Origin of the sequence: Vibrio sp. SBT000027, assembly GCF_963894355.1 — a bacterium.
Lineage (GTDB): Bacteria > Pseudomonadota > Gammaproteobacteria > Enterobacterales > Vibrionaceae > Vibrio > Vibrio splendidus.
Window position 1 is genome coordinate 2,353,478 of record NZ_CAWQGD010000004.1, and the last position, 23,911, is coordinate 2,377,388.

Here is a 23,911-nt window from a genome sequence, read left to right on the forward strand (position 1 = left end):
AATTAAGCCTCCTGCTCTTGAGCCGACTTTTTCGTTGGCTTACGGAAACGGTAACGACGGTCACTGATAGCAATCACACCACCAATCGACATGATCAAAGAACCCGCCCAGATCCAACGTACAAATGGTTTGTAGTAGATACGTACAGCCCAAGATTTGTTGTCGTCTAAACGCTCACCCATTGCGATATAAAGGTCGCGCGTTACGCCACGATCAATCGCCGCTTCAGTCATCATAGACTTAGCTGTAGTGTAGAAACGTTTTTCAGCGTGAAGCGTGTTGATGTATTTGCCTTCTTTGGTAATTTCAAAGTCAGCAATGTAACCATCATAGTTAGGGCCGTCTTTGTCACGAACCCCTGTAAACAGGAAGCTGTATTCTTCAAGTTGGTAGCTTTCGCCTGGCGCTAAACGCACATCACGTTCGATGCTGTAGTTTTGCACCATCGCGATACCGATCACTGTTACGGCTAAACCCATGTGACCACAGATCATTGCCCAATGGCTACGAGGTAGCTTAGTTAGGCCTTTCATGAAGGTATGACGGTGTGTTGCACGCTCATGCAGCTCAAAGCCGTGCATGAAGAAGATCCAGAACGCCATCACCCAACCAGCAAAAGCAGTACCACTGAAGCGGTCAGCTAGCATGGTCACCATTAGTGCACTTAAACCTAACGAGAAGATACCCGAAACTAACATCGGCTTAATAAGCTTAGACAGGTTGTCACGTTTCCAACGGATCAGTGGACCGATACCCAATAAGAACGAGAACGGGATCATTAACCAGAAGAACAACATATCAAAGAATGGTGCACCGATTGAAACCGAGCCCAGACCTAACTGCTTATGAACGAGTGGTAACAATGTACCCACTAACACAACCACTAACGCAGCAATCAATAAGATATTGTTGCCGAGTAGTGCATTTTCACGAGAAACCAAATCAAAGTTACCACGGACACGAACCGATGCGCCTTTAACAGCAAACAACAGCAGTGAACCACCGATAACGAACACTAGGAAACCTAGAATAAACATACCACGAGCAGGATCTGACGCGAATGCGTGAACCGATACCAAGATGCCCGAACGAACTAAGAATGTACCTAGTAAGCTTAAAGAGAATGCAGAGATAGCCAGCAATACTGTCCAGGCTTTAAATGTGCCACGCTTTTCTGTTACCGCAAGCGAGTGCATCAGCGCTGTACCAGCCAACCAAGGCATGAATGAAGCGTTTTCTACTGGATCCCAGAACCACCAGCCACCCCAGCCAAGTTCGTAGTAAGCCCACCATGAACCAAGTGCGATACCTACCGTTAGGAATAACCAAGCAGCGATTGTCCAAGGACGAGACCAACGAGCCCAAGCCGTATCTAGACGACCGCTCATTAGAGAAGCAATAGCGAAAGAGAACGCAACCGAGAAACCTACATAACCCATGTAAAGCATAGGCGGGTGAATAATCAAACCCGGGTCTTGCAGTAATGGATTCAAGTCACGGCCATCGACAGGAAAGTAAGGCAGTGTACGTAAGAACGGGTTAGACGTTACGATAATGAACAGCAAGAAGCCGACAGTAATCAAACCCATGATAGCCAGTACGCGAGCCACTGACTCTTGAGGCATACCACGGCTAAACGTCGCTACTGCAACCGTCCAACCCGCTTGGATAAGAACCCAAAGCAGTAATGAACCTTCATGAGCACCCCAAACCGCTGTGATTCGGTAGTACCAAGGAAGTTGGCTATTCGAGTTACTTGCTACGTATTGAACCGTAAAATCATTGGTGTAGAACGCGTAGCACAAGATAAAAAACGAAATCGCTAGGAATCCGAACATACCCCATGATAGCGGTCGTGCACTATTCATTAATAATGTGTTATTTCGAGCTGCCCCATACAGCGGGAGCACACTCAATAGCAATCCCAGCCCTAAGGACAGGATCATGGCAAAGTGGCCGATCTCGGCTATCATTGAGCACTTCCTTCTTTTTGTTCTGTCGAGTACTGCATTGGCTCATGGGTTTTCTTCATTGCTTCAGCAACTTCAGAAGGCATGTACTCTTCATCGTGTTTCGCTAAGACTTCGAAAGCTTCAATTGTTGTCGCATCTTTCAGAACGCCTTGAGCAACAATACCTTGCCCTTCACGGAAAAGATCAGGAAGAATGCCATCGTATAAAATCGTTACTTTAGGACCAACATCTTTCAAGTCAAAGCTTACACGTAGTGATTCGTTGTCACGGCTTACAGAACCGACTACAACCATGCCACCAATACGCAGACGTTGGCCAACTTCAGGTTTCTTGCCGTCTTTGCCGTTAACAAGCTCAGTTGGCGTGTAGAACAGATCCATGTTCTGGTTAAGCGCATAAACCATTAATCCAACAGTTGCACTGATACCAAAAAAGATCGCTAAGACAATGCCCAGCCTCTTTTTACGTCTTGGGTTCATAGAGTGTTCTCCATATTTTTTGCTGCATCGATACGAGCTTGACGATCAATCTTAGCTTGTACTTCATTTAGTAATTGCTTACCACGACGAACGCTTAAGACCAGTAAAATGATCATCGCGAGGAATGTGATTCCAAATGCACTCCATACATATGAGGCGTAGCCACCCATGGCAAAGAAATCACTCAGAGATTCAAAATACATAATTACCTACCCTACTACGCTTTATCAGCCGCGAGTTTACGAACCCACGGACGGTGACTTTCTTTACTGATGATTTCGTTTCTAAAACGAACCATAGTCACTGCACCAAAGAAAAAGGCGAAGCCGAAGATGTTGAGAAGAAGCGGCCATAGCATGTCACTTGAAATAGAAGGCTGATCGAACTTAGTAATCGTCGCGCCTTGGTGAAGTGTATTCCACCACTCTACTGAAAAGTGAATGATAGGTAGGTTGATGACACCAACGATCGCCAAAATACCTGCTGCTTTCGCTGCGGTTTTTTGGTCGTCAAACGCGTGGTGTAGTGCAATCACACCCAAGTATAGGAATAGAAGAATCAGCTCTGAGGTCAAACGTGCATCCCAAACCCACCAAGCACCCCACATTGGTTTACCCCAAACAGCACCGGTTAGCAGCGCTATGAAGGTAAAGACAGCACCAATAGGCGCCATAGCCAGTGCAGCCATGTCTGATAATCTCACCTGCCATACCAAGCCGATGAATGCCGCAATTGCCATCGACATGTATACGCCCATCGACCAAATTGCAGACGGAACATGGATATAGATGATACGGAAGCTATCGCCTTGTTGGTAATCAGAAGGCGCAAATGCAAGCCCCCACACAGTACCTACTGATAGACACAATAGCGCTAGGATAGAGAACCACGGCAGAAGTTTACCAGCAAGCTGATAAGAGGTTTCTGCTTTGGCATAGGGATGGAGCCATTTCCACATGTTGTAATCTCACTCTTACTTCATATTGCTTACAGCTATCACAGCTATAATTATTATAATTTATTTGGCTTACTGTCTCTTTCAGTGACTCTATGAGTTTAAAAGCTTCAATTAGTTCACTCTGAACAAACAAAGTGGAAGTGAGCGCTTGGTTAGCTAGTTTTAATCAGATAATTAACTAGTTAACACTCACTCTCAGCGCTGCGCTTATGGCAAATGGGGTGAGCGTCATTGCGCCCATTAGCATTGCCCCTAACACAGCTAATTGTCCGTTATACGCAACGCCTAGTGCTGCCGCATCAATCGCGGATGTAGCAAATATAAGAATTGGGATATACAACGGCAAAATAAGCAGACTTAACAGCACACCGCCTTTTTGTAATCCAACCGTTAAAGCGACACCAATCGCACCAATAAAGCTTAATGCAGGCGTACCAACCAATAACGTTAAGACCACCGATAACCAAGTATCGAAATCCAAGGACAGCAGTACCGCTAACAACGGACTGATCAATATTAATGGTAACCCTGTCAATAACCAGTGCGCTATGACCTTGGACAATACTACCAACTGCAACGGGATGGGCATCAGCATCATCTGCTCGAGGGCGCCATCTTGAAAATCATCTCGGAATAGTCGTTCGAGAGAGAGTAATGCAGAAAGTAAAGCAGCAACCCAAACAATGCCCGCTGCGATACGCGCAAGTAGGTTTGGCTCAGGGCCGATACTCAATGGGAAAAGGGTGATGACAATGATAAAAAACCACAGAGGGTTAAAGATATCGGCTTGGCGACGAAATGCGATCAACAGCTCACGTCGAATGATCGTTGTCATTGAAGAAATCATATTACTCACCCAACTTTATTTTTCTTAGTTTCGGGCTATCAGCAAACATATCTTGGTGTGTGGTTAATAACACAATGCCACCGTTGTCTGCATGCTGAGAAAAAAGAGACTCAAGAACTTTAACGCCTTGCTTATCAATGGCAGTCAGCGGTTCATCTAGAATCCACAACATTTGCTTACTTAACCACAGACGAGCCAATGCTACACGGCGCTGTTGACCCGCCGAAAGTTGACCTGCAGGCACGTCTTCTCGTCCAGCAAGGCCGACTTGAGCCAATGCATTGTAAAGTTCTTCCTTACTCGTTCCACTGCTGTGAATCGATTGATAGAAGCTCAGGTTTTCATAGGCACTAAGCTCGCGTTTTACGCCAGTTTGGTGACCAAGAAAAAGCAAATTTTGGTGATACACATCTCGACTCGTTTCAATGGACTCACCATCCCAAGAGATAGTGCCTTCATCACGATCACCTAAGCCGGTGATAATCCTAAGGAGTGTCGTTTTCCCAGTACCGTTACGACCTTCAACCTGAACCAGCTCACCGGGTTTCAATTGAAAAGACAACGATTCAAATAGAACCCTGTCGTCACGAATAGCAGTTAAATTTGAGACTTCAAGCATAGGTAAATTTAGTCGAGTAATGAAAGGGCTATAGTAGCACACCAATATGGTGACAAAACAGGACTAGGCGTTTTCGATAGAACAAACTCCGTAAGAAACTGTTACCACCGCATCACAATTTACACATTTTCATCAACAAACAAGATACTGCCTTAGATACAAGCACTTATAAACATCGTTCTATATAGAGCTGTCAGGCACAAAAAAAGAAGCCGAAGCTTCTTTTAAGAGGAGTGCACGATAAACATCAATTACTCAATACGCAGCGAGCGCTCGATTTAACGACGTCGAGTTGGGTCTCTGCGCTTATGAGATGCATCTGGTTGTTCATCGTACGATGAAGGGTTACTTCTTAGCGAAGGAATTTTTTCCTTACCCGCGAGCTTATTCTGCAGAGACATCATCAGCTCAGCTTCAGCTTTAGGTAATTCACACTCTTCGATCAGTTCGTTTATCCCTGCACCAAGCTGAACCATCTTCGTTGCACGCGTGTACAAGCGCCCATCGGTATCAACATGTTCCAGCTCTACAATGCGTTCATTCAAGTGCTTTATTAGATCTTGCTGTTCCGTCACTTTCTGACCAAGGCCAACCACGACAGAGCGAACCTCAAGCAATTGCTTGCTCGATTTTTGAAGCTCTTTGTCCAAGTTACGAACTTGCAGGCGTGACTGATCGAGCTGCTTTTGAATCGCACGTTTTACTTTGCTAATCAAAATCACGATGAATAACGTAAAAACCCCGACTCCGGCAATCAGAGCAACAGGGCTTAAAGGAAGCGCTTCAAACATTACAGGTGAGCCATCTCATCCCATTCGTCTTCGCTTAGTAGTTTGTTTAGATCTACTAAGATAAGCAGCTTGCCATCACGGTTACTTACACCTTGGATGAACTTAGCACTTTCATCAGTACCAACACTTGGAGTAGTGTCGATTTCAGAAGAACGTAGGTAAACCACTTCAGCAACGCTGTCTACTAGAATGCCAATGACTTGACGCTCAGATTCAATAACGATGATACGAGTGTTGTCTGTGATTTCACCTTGCATCAAACCAAAGCGAGAACGAGTGTCGATAACAGTAACAACGTTACCACGCAGGTTAATAATACCTAGAACGTAATCTGGAGCACCCGGTACTGGAGCAATTTCACTGTAGCGAAGTACTTCACGTACCTGCATAACATTAATGCCGTAAGTTTCTTCTTCTAGCTGGAATGTCACCCATTGAAGTACTTCATCATTGGTTGGGTCTTTTCTTACTTCAATTTCACTCATATGAGACATATTTAATCCTCTTGCCGTCGTTACCGACCACTATTATTAACTTGATGCGTTTATTGTTAGCCTAATGCTTATTACTAGCTTAATGCTTTTACATCTAGCCCTGCGTTTAGCATGGCGATCAATGCTTCAACATGAATCAAAGCACACATTTTTTCTTTTACCATACCAGCGAGCCATGGGCGTTTACCTGCCATTTCTCGCCAACGAACTTTATCTGTATTAAGAAGCTCGGTACCTTTAAGTTCAGTCCCCGCGAGCCCCCATAAGCTTTCGCCAAGCATCACTATATATTGATAGTTTTCTTTGTATTCATCATTCGTTAGTTTCTCAGGCATCACCCACTTTGCAGTGTCGACCACATCTAACTGACTATCTCGATTTGTTTGCAAACCTAAATACCAAGCAGGCTTACCAATCAAATGGCTTAGCTCTTCAAGGCGATGAATACCACCAAGCTCATCAAGAGGAACAGCAAATGTTACCCCGTTGACGTCAAAATACAGTACCTGAAAATCTTCTGTTCGAGCCGTAGTTTCCCAAGATGTAAACCGTTCAATACCGCCAGATTGAGTTTCAAGCTCAACTTCGGGTTCACTGATAGATTCAATTTCTGACTCTTCAGTGTGAGTTCCGTCTTGCTGAGCTTCAACCTGCGACTCTTCAGCTATTGGAGACTCTTCAGCTATTGGTGACTCAGCTTGCTGCTCAATTGGTCGTTCAACAGGTCGATCAACAACCATTGATGAATCTGACTCTGGGAGGTTCCAATCTTGAATCTCAGGCTCTACAGAAAGCTGAACGGATTCCACCGCAGCATCAAATATTTGCATGTCTGCTTGCTGAGCAATTTTCTGCGTGTTCTGATCCATTAATTCATCAAGATTCAGTTCATCAACCACGTTCGTCGCTTCTAAGCGGTTCAGTAATTTTTGAACATCTTCCAGATTGGGCACTTCAAATTCAGCTTCTCGCAACTCGGCATAGGTCGAGTAACTCGAATATTTGGGCTCTGGCTCTGGCTCTGGCTCTGGCTCTGGCTCTGGCTCTGGCTCTGGCTCTGGCTCTGGCTCTGGCTCTGGCTCTGGCTCTGGCTCTGGCTCTGGCTCTGGCTCTGGCTCTGGCTCTGCAGATGATGACTCATCGCTGGTCTCGTCAACAAAAAATTCGTCAGAATCCAGCATTTCATCACCTAACAGCGCAGTAAAGTAATCATCCAGTGCTTGTTCACTTGATAAACTTGATCGCGCCATTGTTGATTCTTTATTCGCGCTCATTTATCGCCAGCCTTTCGAGATAAATAAGCAGCTGTTTGTAAGCAAATACACCACGACTACCCGATGCAAAATGAGATGCTGGTAAGCGCTTTAGGCTCGCATCTCGAAACTTAGTGTCTATCGGCACAGCGGATGTCCAAACTTGATTTGGATAATCTTCTTTTAGCTGAGTTAATGTTTGCAGTGATGCTTTAGTTCGCTTGTCGTACATCGTTGGGACAATCGTCACCTTAAACGGTGTTTTGCGAGACTTCTGCATGATAGCCAAAGTGCGAATCATGCGCTCTAAGCCCTTCATTGCCAAAAACTCAGTCTGTACCGGAATCAAAATACGGTCACTGGCAGCCAATGCGTTGACCATCATCACACCCAAGATCGGCGGACAATCGATAAGCACATAGTCATAGTCGTCTTTCAAAGCGGCTAAAGCACGCTTCAAGATCAACCCCATACCGCTTCGATTTCCCATCACACGGTCTAATGTTGCCAAAGACATGTGCGCGGGAATAATATCGATACCTTCGACTTCCGTTTGTAAAATCAAAGGTCTTACTGTCGGCGCGTTAAACTCACGCAACTGAAATAGATCAAACAGACTCGATTCCACCGTATCTGAGTCGTAACCCAGATAGGTGGTTAGTGATGCATGCGGGTCAGTATCAACCAACAGAACACGGTGCCCCTTCAACGCAAGTAAACCTGCTAGGGTCACGGTCGAGGTCGTTTTACCAACACCACCTTTTTGGTTTGCAACACTCCAAACAATCATTTCGATTTACCTAAGCTAACCCAACTTCAACCAAAATCCTTTCCGCAATGCGGTCTAGAGGGAGGTCTTCAGTAGAAATGCCAGCTTTTGCTACAGCTTGAGGCATACCATATACAACACAGCTATCTTCGTCTTGCGCCCAGATTGTCGAGCCCGCAGTTTTTAACATACGCGAACCTTCTCGACCATCAGCGCCCATACCGGTCAGTATCATAGACAAGACTTTGTCACCGTAGATCTTCGCTGCAGAGCCGAAGGTTACATCCACACAAGGTTTGTAATTCATTCGGTCGCCGCCATCGATAATTCTTAAGCGAGCAGATCCTGCACGGCCGTCAACCATCATTTGTTTACCACCAGGAGCAAGATAAGCCACTCCAGGTTTCAACACATCTCCGTCTTGTGCTTCGCGAACCTCAATCTTGCATAAGGTATTCAGTCGGCTAGCAAAAGCGGCGGTGAACGTTGCTGGCATATGCTGAACTAACACAATCGGATGTGGGTAGTGTGCAGGGATGCGCGTCAAAATTTTCTGTAGTGCAACCGGGCCACCTGTAGAGGTACCAATTGCAGTTAATTGATACTTTTTACCCGAAGCTCTGAATTTCGCCGTTGATGCAACCGCTGGTTTCACTGCTGAAGTTGCGGCTGAAATCGGTTGGCGCAATGGTGTTGAAGTTGTTGCTGTTGTAGCTGTAGCTCGTGGCGCAATCGGAGCACGGCGCATAAACGCACGCTTTGCTGCAATCTGAATCACACGTTGTTGAAGCAATGCGACAGCATCATCACGGTTACGTGCGATGTCTTCAAACTTCTTAGGTAGGAAGTCTAGAGCACCAGCGTCTAACGCATCTAACGTTGCTCTCGCACCATCATGCGTTAGCGATGAAAACATTAAAATAGGCGTTGGCGACGCAGCCATGATTTCACGAACGGCTGTGATGCCGTCCATGACAGGCATTTCGATGTCCATCGTGATTACGTCAGGTCTCAGCTGTTTCGCTTTCTCAACCGCTTCTTTACCGTTTACTGCTACATCAATGACTTCTAGGCGAGCCTCTGAGTTGATGATCTCGCTAACGCGACGACGAAAAAAACTCGAATCATCAACGACTAATACTTTAATCGCCATATTTATCCTTAAATTAAATTCTTGACGCAGCTGCGTACTGCTTCAACAAGTCCGGCACATCTAGAATCAATGCAATGTGTCCATCACTTGTAATTGTCGCGCCTGCCATTCCTGGCGTGCCCTGTAGTAGTTTATCAAGTGGTTTGATAACAACTTCTTCTTGGCCAATAAGCGTATCAACAACAAAACCAACACGTTGGCTACCAAGTTGTACGATAACAACATGGCCGTGTCCTTTACGCGATTCCACAATACCCGCTTTAGGTGCCAGCCAGTTTTGCAAGTAGAACAACGGAATAGACTTATCGCGAACGATAATCGTCAGCTGGCCATCAACCACGTTTGTGCGGCTTAAATCTAGGTGGAAGATCTCGTTTACAGAAGCCAGTGGCAATGCAAATGGATGTCCGGCAACACCGACCATCAAGGTTGGTAGAATCGCCAGCGTCAATGGAACCTTGATCGTGATCTTGGTGCCTTGTCCCATCTCTGAATCAATATCAATCGAGCCATTAAGTGTGTTGATCGCTGTTTTCACAACGTCCATACCTACACCACGACCAGAGATATCCGAGATCTGCTCCTTGCTTGAAAAGCCAGGGGCAAAAATAAGATTGAAACACTCTTTGTTTGATAAGCGAGATGCTGCATCTTCATCCATCAGACCGCGTTTAACCGCAATAGCACGAAGCTTATCAGGGTCCATACCGCCACCGTCATCAACGATAGCCAGTTCAATATGGTCACCTTCTTGCGAGGCAGATAGAATCACTTTACCCGTTTGTGATTTGCCAGCCGCAATACGGGCTTCAGGCATTTCAATACCGTGATCCACAGAGTTTCTCACTAAGTGAATCAGTGGATCGGCAAGTGCTTCAACTAAATTCTTATCAAGATCCGTTTCTTCCCCGCGCATTTCAAGAACAATGTCTTTCTTCAAACTACGAGCAAGGTCGCGGACAACTCGTGGGAAACGACCAAAAACTTTCTTGATCGGCTGCATACGAGTCTTCATTACCGCACCTTGGAGGTCTGCGGTAACAACATCTAAATTCGAGACAGCTTTTGCCATCTCTTCATCGTTACTGTTTAAGCCAAGGCTCACAAGTCGATTACGAACCAGTACCAGCTCACCCACCATATTCATGATGGTATCCAGTGTTGACGTGTCGACACGAACTGTAGCGTCGGCTTGTTGTTTCTTCGCTGGCACTTTAACTTCAGCTTTCGCTGGTGCTTCTTTAACAGCAACCGGTGCAGATGGCTGAGGCTTAGGTGCTGCTTGTGGAGCAGGCACTGGGGCAACAGGCTTCGCTGCAGCAGGTTTAGTTGCTGCATCTAGCTCTTCAATAGTTGGTCCATTACCTGAACCATGTAACTGGTCTAGTAGCTTCTCAAACTCTTCGTCGCTCATCAGGTCATCACCTTCAGACATCGCCGAAACGGGTGCGGAAGAAGGTGCTGGCGGAGGAGGAGGCGGTGAACCTACTGCCGTCGGGCTCTTGCCCGCGCCATGCAGTTCATCTAATAACTTTTCGAATTCGTCATCCGTAATATCACCGCTCTCAGCAACCTGCTGAGGAGCAACAGGAGTTGGCGGCGGTGTTGGTACAGAAGATGCTGTTGGTGAACCACCTTTACCATGAAGCTCATCAAGCAGACGCTCAAACTCATCTTCAGAGATATCATCCACTGAAGATGCACTAATGCTTGCGCTTTCGACGATCGGTTCAGCAGGCGCTTCAAAAACGGGCTCAGCGATTACTGGTGCAGGGGCTTCTACTGGAGCAGCTTCATCGGCAGACTGTGGTTTACAGAGGCGGTGAAGTTCATCCAATAAAGCTTGATCAGCAGGCACTAAAGGTTCCTGATCTTGCACGGCTTGAAACTGTACATTAACTGTATCTAGAGCCTGCAGCATCGTATCCATCAAACCTGATGTTACGCTGCGCTGGCCGTTTCGTAGAATGTCGAACACATTCTCAGCACCATGACAAGTATCCACCAGCTCAGTCAATGCTAGGAAACCAGCACCACCTTTTACTGTATGGAAACCACGGAAAATAGCATTTAATAGGTCTTTGTCGTCAGGGTTATTCTCAAGCTCTACCAGTTGTTCTGATAGGAGTTCAAGGATCTCTCCTGCTTCGACTAAAAAGTCCTGAAGAATATCTTCGTCTAAATCGTAGCTCATACGTTACCTTTAAAATCCAAGACTGGATAACAAATCGTCGACTTCATCTTGAGATGCAACAGCATCTTCACGCTCTTCTGGGTTCAGAATTGGACCTTCAGGCGCAATAGATGCTTTCTTCTCTGACTCTGGAGTTGGCTCTGTTTGATTCGCACCGAATACGGTGAGAATCTCGACCAAACGTCCTTCAACCTCATTCACCAAGGTAATAACTTTGCTAATTATCTGCCCAGTTAAATCTTGGAAATCCTGAGCCATCAAGATTTCAGTCAATTGTCCACGTAGTTCAGTACTATCGCCTTCTACTTGGACAAGCAATCCATCAATGCGGTGACATAAAGCTTTAAATTGTGCCAGCTCAATGCGGCCATGCATCAGTTCATTCCATTGAGGCCTTACTTGAAGTAAACACTCGTGTAGGTTGTCTGCAATTGGCATACAACGATCGACAGCGTCCATCGTCTTATTTGCCGCAACTTCCGTTTTATCAATGACATACTGAAGGCGATCCCTTGCGTCAGGGATTTCATCATTTGCGATAACGCTGATGCGCTCATCGAAATTGAATTGAGTCAAAGAGTCATGGAGGTCGCGAGTCAAACTTCCTATTTCTTGAAGCATTGGATTGTCTTGAAGACTAAAATTGTCTTCATAAATGCTTCTAACAAGAGAATCAGCATCTTGCTGCTTATCGTTCTCAAGCAGCTCTACTAATTTTTTTGCTTGTTCTAATGAAATCATCCTGAGTTCGGCCTTACTCCGCATACTTTGTGCGCTTAGGCTATCGAGATAAACAGAGATCTTATCGGTCAGTGTTTGCCTAGAAGTGCCTAAAACTTATTGATGCTTATAAGCGATCAAAAATCTTATCAAGTTTCTCTTTCAGCGTTGCAGCAGTGAAAGGCTTCACAATGTAACCATTAACACCCGCTTGCGCTGCTTCGATGATCTGCTCACGCTTCGCTTCCGCAGTGATCATAAGCACTGGAAGGTGCTTAAGTTCTGCATCTGCGCGAATGTGTTTAAGCAGGTCAATACCTTGCATGCCTGGCATGTTCCAGTCAGTTACCACGAAATCAAATTCGCCTTTTTTCAGCATAGGTAACGCGGTTAAGCCATCGTCTGCTTCTTGAGTGTTGTTGAAACCCAAATCGCGAAGTAGGTTTTTAACAATTCGGCGCATCGTTGAAAAATCATCAACAATGAGAATTTTCATGTTTTTGTTCAAATTAGCCTCCACTGAATAGAATCAGTGTTGTTAGTCGTTCTGTGTCCAAGCACTTAACTTAGTGCGTAAACGCTGCATAGATTGGCTCAGTATTTGGCTGACACGAGATTCGCTGACACCTAGTACTTCCCCAATCTCTTTTAAATTGAGTTCTTCGTCGTAATAAAGCGAAAGCACGAGGCCTTCCCTTTCCGGAAGTTGTTTTATCGAATCGATCAAAGCTTGACGAAATGACTCATCAGCAACCCCTTGAAAAGGCGTGTTATCTTGAGAGTCTTCATTCGGAGATATTACATCATCTGAGACGCCTAAATCTTCGATTCCGACAAGTCTTGAGCAATTAATATCAGTTAAAGCGTTGTGGTACTGGTCTAAACTCAGCCCCATGTGCTTTGCCACTTCGGCATCACTTGGGTCGCGATTGAGGGTACCCTCTAATTCCGCGATTGCACTGCTGATTTCTCGATTGTTTTTATGAACCGATCTCGGCACCCAGTCACCACGGCGAATGTCATCCAACATAGCTCCGCGAATCCGAATACCTGCATACGTCTCAAAGCTTGCGCCTTTGGTACCATCATAGTTTTGTTGCGCTTCAATCAAGCCAATCATGCCAGCTTGAATTAAGTCATCAACCAAGACATTAGGCGGTAATCGCCCCAACAAGTGATGAGCGATACGTTTAACCAACACAGAATACTTCTCAAAAAAAGCCTGTTGGCTATTGTGATTAGCATGTTGATCGTAAGTAAGCGCTTTATTCACCAAATGGTTCCTCTATAAATTCAGTACGATTCAGCAGCCTTTCAACAAAGAACTCCAAGTGTCCACTTGGCGTTTTTGGTATTGGCCAGGTCAATGCTTTATTAGCCAAAGAGCTGATTGCCAATGCAGCTGGAGAGCGAGGGTACGCATCTACTACGATTTTCTGTCTCTTGACTGATTGACGTACTTTATCATCTAAAGGAATACATGCTACGAGTTCGAGGCTCACATTCAAGAAGCGCTCTGTGACCAAAGTCAACTTTGCAAATAATTCTCGGCCTTCGCGGTAGCTTCTGACCATATTTGCAACAATTTTGAATCGCTGAACTTGGTGCTCTCGGCTCAAAAGCTTGATCAGTGCATATGCATCTGTGATTGAGGTAGGCTCATCACAGACCACAACAACCACGTCTTGCGCCGCTCTTGAGAAGCTAATTACCATGTCTGAAATACCCGCAGCGGTATCAACCAACAAGATATCCATCTCGTCTTCAAGCGAACCAAATGCACGAATCAACCCAGCGTGTTGAGCGTGTGAAAGTTCAGTCATGCTTTGCGTGCCAGATGTCGCTGGAATAATTCTAATTCCGTGCGGCCCTTCGACAATCGCATCCTTAAGTTCACATTCGCCAGCCAACACATGACCCAGGTTTCGTTTAGAACGAATGCCCAGCATGATGTCTACGTTAGCCAGCCCTAAGTCGGCATCCAGTACCATGACTTTCTTGCCTTGGCGAGCCATACAAATAGCCATACCTAACGTCACATTCGATTTACCGACGCCTCCCTTACCACCGGTTACAGCGATAACTTTTGTGAGTGAAGGCTTGGTTAAGCGACGGAGGCCGCTAGCTTGATCGTGTATCATATTCTCATTCATATTTATCCGCCGCCTAGAGCCCTTCAGAATCGCTATTCCAGTAATGAGGTTCATTCTCTGTAGATTTTTCTAATAACTCATTGGCCTTAGCAATCATATACTTTGGCTGAGCTATGACGATATCTTCAGGAACTCGTTGACCATTTGCTATGTAAGCAACTGGTAATGCATTTTGTATTACCACACTGATGAACTCACCCAAGCTAAGGGATTCATCCAGCTTAGTCAGGATACATCCCGACAACGGGATTCTTCTAAAGTGTTCAATGGTTTCTTGTAGTACTTTGCGTTGTGCGGTAGCAGGCAACACAAGGTAACTATTGATAACGGAACCACTCTCTTGCATCAATGTGTCTAACTGCTCAGATAGGCGAACATCTCGTTGTCCCATGCCTGCAGTATCGACCAGAATCAGGCGACGATTACGTAACTGATATATTACATCGGCCAATTCACTAGAATCTTTAGCAACTCTTACAGGGCAACCCATAATTCGACCATAAATCGATAACTGCTCATGTGCACCTATACGATATGTGTCCGTTGTCACTAGTGCGACGTTGTCGGCGCCATATTCCATGGCGGCGCGTGCTGCTAGCTTAGCAACCGTCGTTGTTTTACCTACGCCGGTCGGGCCCAACAAGGCCACAATACCACCGCGTTTTAAAATATCTTTTTGCGTGACAGAGATCTGGTCAGCAACCAGTGCTAACAAGGCCTTCCATGCACGAGCAGGCTTGGTATCTTCAGGAATGTAACAGGCCATTTGATCGGCAAGCTCGGCAGATACACCCATACGCTCAAGGCGTTTGATAAGCATTGCTCTGAGCGGTTCACGACGCTCAACTTCTTGCCACATTAGCCCTGATACTTGATGCTCTAATAGACGACGAATTGAGGTCATCTCTTCACGCATCGTCTCCATTTCTGCATCTGAACCTTTCGACTGAGGGTTTTCACGACCACGATCATAACGGGTAGGATCCAAACGAGGTGCTGGACGCTCTACTCTGCGGTCTTCGGCAATCAATTTAGATAAGCCGGTTTCACGAGCAAATGCTGAATCGAGGCTCCCGTGAGATTGCTGGTTACCGGAAGACTGTTGGTTGCCAGAAGAGTGTTGGTTGCCAAGAGACGGCTGGTTGCCGAGAGATTGACGATTACTATGTGGCTGCTGATTGCTATGCGGCTTATGACCCGTGCTGGATTGGCGATTTAGCAATGCTGACAATGAGTCTTCGTTTTCAGCACGGTGTTGTGGCTCATCATCGGCGCCATGACTGTATTGCTTTAGCATATTCGCAAAGCGTTTGGTCATTGAGCGTCCACCTTCAGCATTCGTCTGTAGGCTAACCTTGTCATCGTCTAATTGACGACGCCCTGCCGGTGCTGCGGGTGCGGCCATTTGCGTATACTGGCTTTGCGCAGGCTGCTGAGGTTTATTTAATCTCTGGCTCGCTGTCGACGGGCTAGATTCGCCATCAATAGCGGCAACAATTTCCACGCCACCCGCGACCTTTTTGTTAGACATGATCACCGCTTCTGAGCCAAGTTCTTCTTTAACTTGGAGCAGTGCGGTTCGCATATCTTTTGCAAAAAATCGTTTAATTTTCAATTCGATCGTCCGTTCTAATTAGGCGGCTTAATTACCAACAGCTTGTACTATACGTATCTGCTTTTCGTCCGGTATCTCTTGGTAAGATAACACTCTCAAGCTTGGGATCGTGTTCTTCACGAACTTAGCCAGAGTTGAACGCAATACACCAGAGGTCAGTAGCACTGCTGGCTCACCTTTCAGCTCTTGCTCTTGTGTGGCATGGCTGAGTGAGGTCTGTAAACGTTCGGCTAAACCAGGTTCAATACCAGCAGATTCTCCGCCGGATGCCTGCATGGTTTGATGCAAGATTTGTTCCAGCTCTGGAATCAAGGTTATCACGGGCAACTCTGGCTCTATACCATTGATTTCTTGAACAATTAGTCGTTTCAAAGAGATACGAACAGCCGCCGTAAGTATGTCAGGTTCTTGACTCTTACTTGAGTACTCCGACAAAGTTTGGACTATTGTTCGAATATCACGAATTGGAATGGCTTCATTCAACAGGTTCTGCAGCACTTTCACAACGACGCCAAGCTGTAATTGGTCCGGTACAAAGCCTTCCACCAGCTTAGGCGTTGAACGGCTAAGCATCTCAAGTAAGTTTTGTACTTCTTCGTGACCAATCAGTTGTGATGCGTTATTCGTTAGCTGCTGACTGAGGTGAGTGGCCAACACGGTTGATGAATCAACAACCGTGTAACCTAAGGCTTGCGCATGTTCACGCTGCTCTTCACGAATCCACACGGCTTCTAGACCAAAGGCAGGGTCAATCGTCGGCTCACCATCGATCATTCCATACACTTGGCCTGGGTTAATGGCTAATTCCATATCCGGCTTAATCTCAGCCTCACCAACCGCAACCCCCATTAAGGTGAGTCGGTAACTGTTTGGGGTCAATTCTAGGTTATCGCGGATGTGTACTGCTGGGATCAAGAAACCAAAATCTTGAGACAGCTTCTTACGCACCCCTTTAACGCGTTCAAGCAGTTCACCACCTTGATCTCTGTCAACTAGAGGAATCAAGCGGTAGCCAACTTCTAAGCCAATAATATCAACAGGCTGAACATCATCCCACGAAAGTTCTTTCTGAGAACCCGTCTCCCCACTCGCTTCAACCGTAGCTGGAAGGTTGGGTTGTTCAGCTTTTTTCTTGTTCTTTTTATCAATGTAATAGGCACCGGCACCTGCAACGACAGCAAGGCTCAAGAACGAGAAATGAGGCATACCTGGCACAATACCCATGATGCCAAGGATAGCGGCGGTGATCATCAAGGATTTAGGGTTATCGAACAATTGGAAGAAGAGCTGTTGCCCCATATCTTCATCAGTATTTTGACGCGTTACCATCATCGCAGCAGCGATAGAAAGGAGTAGAGACGGAATTTGAGCAACCAGACCATCACCGATAGTCAGTAGTGTATAGATTTCGATTGCTTCACCAAAACCAAGGTCAAACTGAACCATACCAATACTCAAGCCACCAATAATGTTGATGAACAAGATCAAGATACCGGCGATCGCATCACCTTTAACAAACTTAGATGCACCGTCCATTGAACCGTAGAAATCGGCTTCTTTGGTCACTTCAAAACGTCGAGTACGAGCCTGATCTTGGTCGATCAAACCTGCATTTAAGTCGGCATCGATTGCCATCTGCTTACCCGGTAAAGCATCAAGGGTAAAACGTGCACTTACTTCCGAGATACGACCCGCACCTTTGGTGACAACCATGAAGTTGATGATCATCAGGATCAAGAACACCACCAAACCAACCGCATAGTTACCACCGATAACCACGTTACCAAAGGCTTCAATAACGTTACCGGCAGCATCACCACCCTCATGGCCATGGAGCAATACCACACGTGTCGAAGCAACGTTCAAGGCCAAGCGGAGCAGAGTCGCAATCAGGAGTACGGTCGGGAATGCAGCGAAGTCTAAAGGCCGACGGGTATAAACCGAAACCAATAGCACAACCATAGACAGTGCAATGTTGAAGGTGAAGAACATATCCAACAAGAAAGCTGGAATGGGCAACACCACCATAGCAAGCGTTGCAAGCACCATAACAGGCGCGCCAATCGCAGGCATGGCGCGGTTAGGAATTTTAGGTAGCTTGTCCGCAAAAGGCAGGGTGAATTTCATAAATCTAGGCAGTTTCGCTATGTTGTAGCTATCTCACTAAGCAGATTGAGGCCTAGGTCTAAGCTATGTTGCTATGGGCTAATATGTTCGGAATTGATATAGCAAACACTGTACCAACATCTCACGTCAAATTATCGCCATCACCTCGGAAACAAGAGGGGTAGCTAAGTTGCTATTATCAGGGTTCATCAAGCTGAGCTCAAGCAATTGATCTAATGTCGTAAATCAGGTGGGATCGGCATATTAGAATCTTGCAGTTTTGGCCTCTCTCCACCTTTTTTTCGGTATTGCTTAAGCTGGAAAACATATGCAAGCACTTGTGCAACTGCTGCAAACAGACCGTCAGGAATTTGTTGTTCAAGCTCTGTGGTGTGATAAAGCGCCCTAGCTAACGGAGGCGCTGGAATAATATAAATGTCGTTTGCACGTGCAATTTCACGAATCTTCATCGCCATATGATCGACACCTTTGGCAACGACTATCGGTGCTTTATCTTGATTCTGTTTGTAGCGTAGAGCGACCGAAAAGTGCTCCGGGTTGGTAACAATCACATCTGCCTGAGGGACATCAGCCATCATACGTCGCTGAGCCGCTTCTCTCTGCAGCATACGAATACGACCTTTCACTTCGGGCTTACCCTCAGTGTCTTTGAATTCGTCTTTGACTTCTTGCTTGGTCATCTTCAGCTGATCAGCGTGTTGCCAGATCTGGAATGGGATATCAATGGCGACCACGATGAGTAGAGAACAACTGATCAATAGGATAAAGTTGAGCAAAATATCTAAAGCATGGAATATATTCTGTGGGTACACATCCATACTCAACTGCATCAAGTCATGTTGAGAAGCTTGAATCAGATAAATGGCCATGCCCGATACCAAAGCCACCTTCAAGATAGATTTCAGCAGTTCAACCCAGCTTTGTAAGCCAAACATACGCTTGATACCACTCAAAGGATTGAGTTTAGATGCCTTTGGCATAGCGGCTTGCATTGAGAAATTGACCCCACCAACACCCGCAGCGCCAATCACAGCAGCAACGAACAAAGTGATGAGAATCAAAAACAGTGGGAACAATAGGTTTACTAATGCGCCACCCGCTATTTCCAGTAGCTTGTTAGTATCAAAAATCTCGTCACGACTGAGTGAAAACAGGCGTTGCATGGCCTCGAACAAAGCCTTCGCCATCGATTCGCCAAACCACATTAAAGAAATCGCACCGACTATCAATACCGATGCTGACGCTAGCTCTTTTGACCTTGCAACCTGCCCTTTCTCTTTGGCCTGTTGCAAGCGTTTGGGCGTGGCGTCTTCTGTGCGTTCTTGACCGTCTGACTCTGCCATTTCAGTCTCCTAGCAATCTAACCGGATTAGACGACATATCTGTTGCTCGCCTTGTATCCAAAATAGCTCATAGTGGCTAAACAAGCCGCCAAGGATGTACCAACAAAGTAACAGACCCACGAGTAGCGCAAATGCAAAACCCAAAGAAAATATGTTTAGTTGAGGTGCCGCACGTGTCATTACACCAAATGAAAGGTTAATCGTCAGCAGCGCAATAATACCTGATAACGACATCGCTAATGCTGTTTTGAACATGATTCCAAGCCACAATGCCAGCTCTCTGAAATCGACAGCGGTTAAAGACCCACTGCCAATCGGCAAGGTTTTAAAACTGAACACCACCAGTTGCAACATTTTCAAGTGACCATCGGTCGCCAAGAAAAACATGGTCGCCAACAGCATGAACAGTTGGCCAAGTACTGGCGTATTTTGACCGTTAGCTGGGTCAACCATAGAGGCAAAACCCAAACTCGATTGCATACCTAAAATCTGACCGAGCATAACAAAAGTTTGAATCAAAAACTGAGTAACAAACCCCATGGCGACACCAATCACGATTTGTTCAAATACCGTCAAGAATCCTTGGAAGGACAGCAGCTCAATCTCTTTAGGAACTGCTGGGATTGCGGGCATCACAGCAAAGGTGATAGCCAAACCTAAATACAGACGGATACGCGGCGACACAAAGCGTGCCCCTGTTACCGTCATCACCATCAGCATGGCTGAGATGCGAGTGTATGGCCAAAAATAATTGGCTAACCACTCTAGTACAAGGCTCGTTGGGTATTCCATATTGGTTTAATACAGAACTTGCGGCAAGCGTTCGATGAGTTCGAAAAAAAACTCCATCATCATCTGAGTCATCCAGTGGGCAAACATCATCAACGCCAATAACGTCACGATCAAACGCGGTAGGAAACTCAATGTTTGTTCGTTGATAGACGTCGCAGCTTGGAAAACCGCTACGACTAAACCAATCAATAGGCTAGGAATAATAATGGCACATACCATTATCAGTACCATCCAAAGTGCATCTCGGAACAACTCTACGAATATTTCAGGATTCATTATTCCCCCAGCTACAAGGCAAAACTGCCGGCGAGAGTGGAGAGTATCAAGTTCCAACCATCAACAAGAACGAACAGCATCAACTTAAATGGTAACGATACAATCATCGGTGACAACATCATCATACCCATAGCCATCAATACCGAGGCGACCACCAAGTCGATGATTAAGAAAGGTAAGAACAGCATGAAGCCGATTTGGAAAGCCGTTTTCAACTCCGATGTGATAAACGCTGGAATCAGAACCGCCATGGAAACATCTTCAGGGTTAGTCACTTCCGCACCCGAGATCTCAACAAAGGTTTCTAGATCTTTGATTCGAGTTTGTTTGAGCATGAAAGACTTGATCGGGCCTTGGGCAACGTCGAACGCCTGTCGTGCCGATATTTGTTCATTGAGATAAGGCTGAACCGCTTGCTCATTCACTTGATTGATCACTGGTGACATGATGAAAAAGGTCAAAAATATCGCGATACCAATAATCACTTGGTTTGAAGGCGTTTGTTGGAGACCCATTGCCTGACGCAAAATCGACATCACCACCACAATACGGGTGAACGACGTCATCAAAATTACCATTGCCGGCAAGAAGCCAAGCATGGTCATTAGGGCCAATATTTGTAAATTGATCGAGTAGTCTTCACCGCCATTGGCGTTGGTGGTCATGGTAAAGGCAGGAATGCCACCACCATTACCCGTTAAACTACCAGTGGTCATAGTTTGCGATTTAGCTTGGTCTTGTTCCATCGTGCTGATGGTAACTGACTCTGAGCCTGCTGTATTCGCTGGAATGACGGTGCCATCTTCAGCCTGTGCAAATACCGACATACTGAACACTAAAGAACAGAGGAGAATGAGCTGAACCAACAACGCTTTTACCGCTCGAAAAGATCCGATTTGGCAAAAGTAAGATGAGGTAAAAAGTCCGTTACTTGTTTGCATCTTTTTTAATTAGCTGGGAAAGCTGACTTGAAAATGTACTTTTTTCCAGCATCTCCTGAGTAAGAGGTTTATCGAGCTTAGAGATCAGCTGAATCGACTGTGTGGTAATGCCGACTAAGAACTGTTCATCACCTGCTTGCACAATCGCAATGCGTTCTTTAGTACCAACAGGAATTTGCCTAACAATAGCCAAACCTTGTTGATTCGACATCGCAGGCACTTGCATTCGCTTGAGTAACCAAGCAATAAATAAGATGAAGGCGATAACGAAAATTAGCGACCCAAAAGTGGTCGCTAAATCTAGAGAAGGAGGCGCAGCAAAGGCAATAGAAGGCGTAGACAACAGCCCTATTCCCAATGTTCCGCGAGACGAACCCACCAATCTTTTTGGCGAAAAGCGCATTAACGTAGCTTCTTAATTCGTTCTGTTTGGCTAATTACGTCAGTCAGACGAATACCAAATTTGTCGTTCACCACAACCACTTCTCCGTGAGCAATCAGAGTACCGTTAACCATCACGTCTAGTGACTCACCAGCAATTCTATCGAGCTCTACTACCGAACCTTGGTTCAATTGAAGTAAGTTACGGATACTGATCTGTGAACGGCCAACTTCCATCGAGATAGTCACTGGGATATCCATGATGGTATCCAGTTTACGACGCTCATCTTCAGAAATCGGAGACGATGAATCGGTTAGTTCATCAAGTGGTGCCGCAAGCACATCATCAACATCAATTGACGGTGCTAAAGGGTCTTCACCAAGTGCTGCAGCCCATTCGTCTGCTAGCTTTTGATCTTCACTAGGTTCCATTACCAATTCCTATACTTTTATCTATTTTGCTATTCGTCATCATCGCTATTTTCGAGCTCAGACATTAGGTCTTTGCCTAGAAAAGCGAGATCAGTTTTGACCACATGCGGTCTTTGAATTTTTTCCGAAATCTGTACCGCGAGCTTCTCACCAGAACGCCCCATTTTCACACGATAAGTCGGCAGTTCTTCGACAAACATCGTCGCGTGTTCAGGCATATTCATGGGAATGACATCCCCTGGGCGCAGCTCCATCAAATCACGCAGGGAAATATCTTGCTCTAACAAGTTCACGCGAAAATTGACTGGCACATCCATGATTTCATCACGCAGCGCGGTGCTCCAACGAACGTCGGTTTCCATTTTGTCTGATTGAACACCGGCATCAAGCAATTCTCGAATCGGCTCAACCATGGAATAAGGCATCACGACGTGGAAATCACCACCACCGCCATCCACTTCAATGTGGAATGAACTCACAACAATCACTTCGGTTGGGCTCACAATGTTCGCCATGCTTGGGTTCACTTCAGAATCCAAGTATTCAAACTCAACCCCCATCACTGGAGACCAAGCTTCTTTGTAATCTTCAAAAACAATTTTCAGCAGTAACTGAATAATTCGTCTTTCTGTTGGCGTGAATTCACGGCCTTCAATCTTGGCGTGGAAACGGCCGTCACCACCGAAAAAGTTTTCTACAAGAATAAATACAAGGCGTGCTTCCATAGTGATCAGCGCCGTGCCTTTCAACGGGCGGAAACGAACCATGTTTAAACTGGTGGGTACATACAATGTGTTTTGGTACTCACCAAACTTCATCATTTGTACGCCATTGATCGACACTTCAGCCGTTTTACGTAACATATTGAACAAACTGATCCGCATATGACGTGCGAAGCGCTCGTTAATGAGTTCAAGGGTCGGCATTCGACCACGGACGATTCGATCTTGAGATGAGAAGTCGAAATTGACCGCACTGTCATTCTCGGTTTCTAAGACATCTTCAACTTCTTCAACATCATCAACGCCATGTAATAGCGCATCGATTTCGTCTTGGCTTAATAAATCGGTCACAAATTACCTATTGAATTACGAAGTCAGTGAATAACACTTTTTCAATCACAGGCTGGCCAACAGCTTGAGCCAGACTTGCTTTAATATCTTCAGTTGCCTTGTCACGCAGTTCAATTCGCCCAGTGGGTGAGCGTAATTGATCGACCGTTGCCGAAGCGAACGTGGCCAGTAGCGTACTTTCTACGAGTGGAGAGTGGTAACGTGCGAGGTCTTCATTCTTACTGCCACGTACCATCAGCTGTGCTTTTATCTGAACTAGGCGATCTTTTTTATCCCCCGTCACATTAAACAAGAAAGGCTGAGGAATATTAACATACATGACAGGCTCTGCTGCGACCACTGCGGTGGCTGGCTGAGACTGAGATTCAGAGGCACTATCATCGGAGCCTAAGAAAAAGAACAGCGCACCACCTATGCCAAGCAGCAAAACGACTACCGCTATAATGATGATAAGGAGCTTGCTCTTCCCTTTAGGTGCATCTTGTTCTTCTGCCATACTTTACTCTAACTTCCTGTTCTTTCGATTAA

At 45.8% G+C, this 23,911-nt stretch carries 26 protein-coding genes; all 26 read right to left on the bottom strand.

What is annotated here, in order from left to right:
- Nucleotides 1-2: 2 nt before the first annotated feature.
- The 26 genes from AACU28_RS20325 to fliL all read right to left on the bottom strand — a co-directional run bounded on the left by AACU28_RS20325 (nt 3) and on the right by fliL (nt 23,879).
- Nucleotides 3-1,973: a heme lyase CcmF/NrfE family subunit gene (locus AACU28_RS20325; protein WP_017084525.1), complete on the bottom strand. Its 1,971-nt coding sequence runs from the start codon at nt 1,971-1,973 to the stop codon at nt 3-5.
- Nucleotides 1,970-2,452: a cytochrome c maturation protein CcmE gene (ccmE, locus tag AACU28_RS20330; RefSeq protein WP_017076805.1), complete on the bottom strand. Its 483-nt coding sequence runs from the start codon at nt 2,450-2,452 to the stop codon at nt 1,970-1,972. Before ccmE ends, AACU28_RS20325 begins: the two co-directional genes overlap by 4 nt.
- Nucleotides 2,449-2,655 (bottom strand): heme exporter protein CcmD, encoded by a 207-nt coding sequence (ccmD, locus tag AACU28_RS20335; protein ID WP_004736230.1) that lies wholly within the window; start codon nt 2,653-2,655, stop codon nt 2,449-2,451. The genes ccmE and ccmD overlap by 4 nt, the downstream gene beginning before the upstream one ends.
- A gap of 14 nt (nt 2,656-2,669) precedes the next feature.
- Nucleotides 2,670-3,410 carry a heme ABC transporter permease gene (locus tag AACU28_RS20340; RefSeq protein ID WP_004736229.1) on the bottom strand — a complete coding sequence of 247 codons (741 nt, stop codon included), beginning with the start codon at nt 3,408-3,410 and terminating at the stop codon, nt 2,670-2,672.
- Between the two features lie 178 nt (nt 3,411-3,588).
- Nucleotides 3,589-4,257, bottom strand: a complete 669-nt coding sequence (gene ccmB, locus AACU28_RS20345) for a heme exporter protein CcmB (protein WP_004736228.1) — start codon at nt 4,255-4,257, stop codon at nt 3,589-3,591.
- 1 nt (nt 4,258) lies between these two features.
- The gene (gene ccmA, locus AACU28_RS20350; RefSeq protein ID WP_012603450.1) at nt 4,259-4,876 is read right to left on the bottom strand and encodes a cytochrome c biogenesis heme-transporting ATPase CcmA; all 618 of its coding nucleotides are present in this window, start codon (nt 4,874-4,876) and stop codon (nt 4,259-4,261) included.
- A 278-nt stretch (nt 4,877-5,154) separates the two neighbouring features.
- Nucleotides 5,155-5,667: a DUF2802 domain-containing protein gene (locus AACU28_RS20355; protein ID WP_017090989.1), complete on the bottom strand. Its 513-nt coding sequence runs from the start codon at nt 5,665-5,667 to the stop codon at nt 5,155-5,157.
- Nucleotides 5,667-6,161, bottom strand: a complete 495-nt coding sequence (locus AACU28_RS20360; RefSeq protein WP_004736225.1) for a chemotaxis protein CheW — start codon at nt 6,159-6,161, stop codon at nt 5,667-5,669. The genes AACU28_RS20355 and AACU28_RS20360 overlap by 1 nt, the downstream gene beginning before the upstream one ends.
- A gap of 74 nt (nt 6,162-6,235) precedes the next feature.
- Nucleotides 6,236-7,435, bottom strand: coding sequence for a chemotaxis protein CheW (locus AACU28_RS20365; protein ID WP_121603512.1), 1,200 nt, complete (start codon nt 7,433-7,435; stop codon nt 6,236-6,238).
- Nucleotides 7,422-8,204 (bottom strand): ParA family protein, encoded by a 783-nt coding sequence (locus AACU28_RS20370; RefSeq protein ID WP_017076808.1) that lies wholly within the window; start codon nt 8,202-8,204, stop codon nt 7,422-7,424. The genes AACU28_RS20365 and AACU28_RS20370 overlap by 14 nt, the downstream gene beginning before the upstream one ends.
- Before the next feature lie 10 nt (nt 8,205-8,214).
- A complete protein-coding gene (locus AACU28_RS20375) occupies nt 8,215-9,336 on the bottom strand; it encodes a protein-glutamate methylesterase/protein-glutamine glutaminase (protein WP_121603513.1) in 1,122 nt (373 codons plus the stop codon).
- A gap of 13 nt (nt 9,337-9,349) precedes the next feature.
- Nucleotides 9,350-11,530 (bottom strand): chemotaxis protein CheA, encoded by a 2,181-nt coding sequence (locus AACU28_RS20380; RefSeq protein ID WP_121603514.1) that lies wholly within the window; start codon nt 11,528-11,530, stop codon nt 9,350-9,352.
- A gap of 9 nt (nt 11,531-11,539) precedes the next feature.
- Nucleotides 11,540-12,271, bottom strand: a complete 732-nt coding sequence (locus tag AACU28_RS20385; protein WP_004736219.1) for a protein phosphatase CheZ — start codon at nt 12,269-12,271, stop codon at nt 11,540-11,542.
- Nucleotides 12,272-12,377: 106 nt separating this feature from the next.
- Nucleotides 12,378-12,746, bottom strand: coding sequence for a chemotaxis response regulator CheY (gene cheY / locus AACU28_RS20390; RefSeq protein WP_016767062.1), 369 nt, complete (start codon nt 12,744-12,746; stop codon nt 12,378-12,380).
- 42 nt (nt 12,747-12,788) lie between these two features.
- A complete protein-coding gene (locus AACU28_RS20395; RefSeq protein WP_017076812.1) occupies nt 12,789-13,523 on the bottom strand; it encodes an RNA polymerase sigma factor FliA in 735 nt (244 codons plus the stop codon).
- On the bottom strand, nt 13,516-14,403 hold the full coding sequence (locus AACU28_RS20400; RefSeq protein ID WP_004736216.1) for a MinD/ParA family protein: 888 nt from the start codon (nt 14,401-14,403) through the stop codon (nt 13,516-13,518). The genes AACU28_RS20395 and AACU28_RS20400 overlap by 8 nt, the downstream gene beginning before the upstream one ends.
- A 13-nt stretch (nt 14,404-14,416) precedes the next feature.
- The gene (gene flhF, locus AACU28_RS20405) at nt 14,417-16,018 is read right to left on the bottom strand and encodes a flagellar biosynthesis protein FlhF (RefSeq protein WP_121603515.1); all 1,602 of its coding nucleotides are present in this window, start codon (nt 16,016-16,018) and stop codon (nt 14,417-14,419) included.
- A gap of 27 nt (nt 16,019-16,045) precedes the next feature.
- Nucleotides 16,046-18,145: a flagellar biosynthesis protein FlhA gene (gene flhA / locus AACU28_RS20410; RefSeq protein WP_004736214.1), complete on the bottom strand. Its 2,100-nt coding sequence runs from the start codon at nt 18,143-18,145 to the stop codon at nt 16,046-16,048.
- A 212-nt stretch (nt 18,146-18,357) separates the two neighbouring features.
- On the bottom strand, nt 18,358-19,488 hold the full coding sequence (gene flhB / locus AACU28_RS20415) for a flagellar biosynthesis protein FlhB (RefSeq protein ID WP_102462783.1): 1,131 nt from the start codon (nt 19,486-19,488) through the stop codon (nt 18,358-18,360).
- A gap of 9 nt (nt 19,489-19,497) precedes the next feature.
- On the bottom strand, nt 19,498-20,280 hold the full coding sequence (gene fliR, locus AACU28_RS20420; RefSeq protein WP_004736212.1) for a flagellar biosynthetic protein FliR: 783 nt from the start codon (nt 20,278-20,280) through the stop codon (nt 19,498-19,500).
- Nucleotides 20,281-20,286: 6 nt separating this feature from the next.
- A complete protein-coding gene (gene fliQ / locus AACU28_RS20425; RefSeq protein ID WP_004736211.1) occupies nt 20,287-20,556 on the bottom strand; it encodes a flagellar biosynthesis protein FliQ in 270 nt (89 codons plus the stop codon).
- An 11-nt stretch (nt 20,557-20,567) separates the two neighbouring features.
- Nucleotides 20,568-21,497, bottom strand: coding sequence for a flagellar type III secretion system pore protein FliP (fliP, locus tag AACU28_RS20430; protein WP_183091203.1), 930 nt, complete (start codon nt 21,495-21,497; stop codon nt 20,568-20,570).
- Nucleotides 21,484-21,900: a flagellar biosynthetic protein FliO gene (gene fliO / locus AACU28_RS20435; RefSeq protein WP_017091071.1), complete on the bottom strand. Its 417-nt coding sequence runs from the start codon at nt 21,898-21,900 to the stop codon at nt 21,484-21,486. Before fliO ends, fliP begins: the two co-directional genes overlap by 14 nt.
- Complete coding sequence (fliN, locus tag AACU28_RS20440) at nt 21,900-22,310, bottom strand: flagellar motor switch protein FliN (RefSeq protein ID WP_004736208.1); 411 nt, start codon at nt 22,308-22,310, stop codon at nt 21,900-21,902. Before fliN ends, fliO begins: the two co-directional genes overlap by 1 nt.
- 29 nt (nt 22,311-22,339) lie before the next feature.
- A complete protein-coding gene (gene fliM, locus AACU28_RS20445) occupies nt 22,340-23,383 on the bottom strand; it encodes a flagellar motor switch protein FliM (protein WP_004736207.1) in 1,044 nt (347 codons plus the stop codon).
- 7 nt (nt 23,384-23,390) lie between these two features.
- The gene (gene fliL / locus AACU28_RS20450) at nt 23,391-23,879 is read right to left on the bottom strand and encodes a flagellar basal body-associated protein FliL (protein ID WP_004736206.1); all 489 of its coding nucleotides are present in this window, start codon (nt 23,877-23,879) and stop codon (nt 23,391-23,393) included.
- Nucleotides 23,880-23,911: the final 32 nt, after the last annotated feature.

What these genes read in the sequence shown, in the direction of transcription:
- AACU28_RS20375 (WP_121603513.1), bottom strand. Translation starts at nt 9,336, where the DNA reads ATGGCGATTAAAGTATTAGTCGTTGATGATTCGAGTTTTTTTCGTCGT.
- flhB (WP_102462783.1), bottom strand. Translation starts at nt 19,488, where the DNA reads ATGGCAGAGTCAGACGGTCAAGAACGCACAGAAGACGCCACGCCCAAA.
- flhA (WP_004736214.1), bottom strand. Translation starts at nt 18,145, where the DNA reads ATGAAATTCACCCTGCCTTTTGCGGACAAGCTACCTAAAATTCCTAAC.
- fliQ (WP_004736211.1), bottom strand. Translation starts at nt 20,556, where the DNA reads ATGAATCCTGAAATATTCGTAGAGTTGTTCCGAGATGCACTTTGGATG.
- ccmE (WP_017076805.1), bottom strand. Translation starts at nt 2,452, where the DNA reads ATGAACCCAAGACGTAAAAAGAGGCTGGGCATTGTCTTAGCGATCTTT.
- AACU28_RS20385 (WP_004736219.1), bottom strand. Translation starts at nt 12,271, where the DNA reads ATGATTTCATTAGAACAAGCAAAAAAATTAGTAGAGCTGCTTGAGAAC.
- AACU28_RS20380 (WP_121603514.1), bottom strand. Translation starts at nt 11,530, where the DNA reads ATGAGCTACGATTTAGACGAAGATATTCTTCAGGACTTTTTAGTCGAA.
- cheY (WP_016767062.1), bottom strand. Translation starts at nt 12,746, where the DNA reads ATGAAAATTCTCATTGTTGATGATTTTTCAACGATGCGCCGAATTGTT.
- AACU28_RS20365 (WP_121603512.1), bottom strand. Translation starts at nt 7,435, where the DNA reads ATGAGCGCGAATAAAGAATCAACAATGGCGCGATCAAGTTTATCAAGT.
- fliN (WP_004736208.1), bottom strand. Translation starts at nt 22,310, where the DNA reads ATGGAACCTAGTGAAGATCAAAAGCTAGCAGACGAATGGGCTGCAGCA.
- AACU28_RS20360 (WP_004736225.1), bottom strand. Translation starts at nt 6,161, where the DNA reads ATGTCTCATATGAGTGAAATTGAAGTAAGAAAAGACCCAACCAATGAT.
- fliP (WP_183091203.1), bottom strand. Translation starts at nt 21,497, where the DNA reads ATGCAAACAAGTAACGGACTTTTTACCTCATCTTACTTTTGCCAAATC.
- fliL (WP_004736206.1), bottom strand. Translation starts at nt 23,879, where the DNA reads ATGGCAGAAGAACAAGATGCACCTAAAGGGAAGAGCAAGCTCCTTATC.
- AACU28_RS20400 (WP_004736216.1), bottom strand. Translation starts at nt 14,403, where the DNA reads ATGAATGAGAATATGATACACGATCAAGCTAGCGGCCTCCGTCGCTTA.
- AACU28_RS20355 (WP_017090989.1), bottom strand. Translation starts at nt 5,667, where the DNA reads ATGTTTGAAGCGCTTCCTTTAAGCCCTGTTGCTCTGATTGCCGGAGTC.
- AACU28_RS20370 (WP_017076808.1), bottom strand. Translation starts at nt 8,204, where the DNA reads ATGATTGTTTGGAGTGTTGCAAACCAAAAAGGTGGTGTTGGTAAAACG.
- ccmB (WP_004736228.1), bottom strand. Translation starts at nt 4,257, where the DNA reads ATGATTTCTTCAATGACAACGATCATTCGACGTGAGCTGTTGATCGCA.
- AACU28_RS20325 (WP_017084525.1), bottom strand. Translation starts at nt 1,973, where the DNA reads ATGATAGCCGAGATCGGCCACTTTGCCATGATCCTGTCCTTAGGGCTG.
- fliO (WP_017091071.1), bottom strand. Translation starts at nt 21,900, where the DNA reads ATGCGCTTTTCGCCAAAAAGATTGGTGGGTTCGTCTCGCGGAACATTG.
- fliR (WP_004736212.1), bottom strand. Translation starts at nt 20,280, where the DNA reads ATGGAATACCCAACGAGCCTTGTACTAGAGTGGTTAGCCAATTATTTT.
- AACU28_RS20340 (WP_004736229.1), bottom strand. Translation starts at nt 3,410, where the DNA reads ATGTGGAAATGGCTCCATCCCTATGCCAAAGCAGAAACCTCTTATCAG.
- ccmD (WP_004736230.1), bottom strand. Translation starts at nt 2,655, where the DNA reads ATGTATTTTGAATCTCTGAGTGATTTCTTTGCCATGGGTGGCTACGCC.
- ccmA (WP_012603450.1), bottom strand. Translation starts at nt 4,876, where the DNA reads ATGCTTGAAGTCTCAAATTTAACTGCTATTCGTGACGACAGGGTTCTA.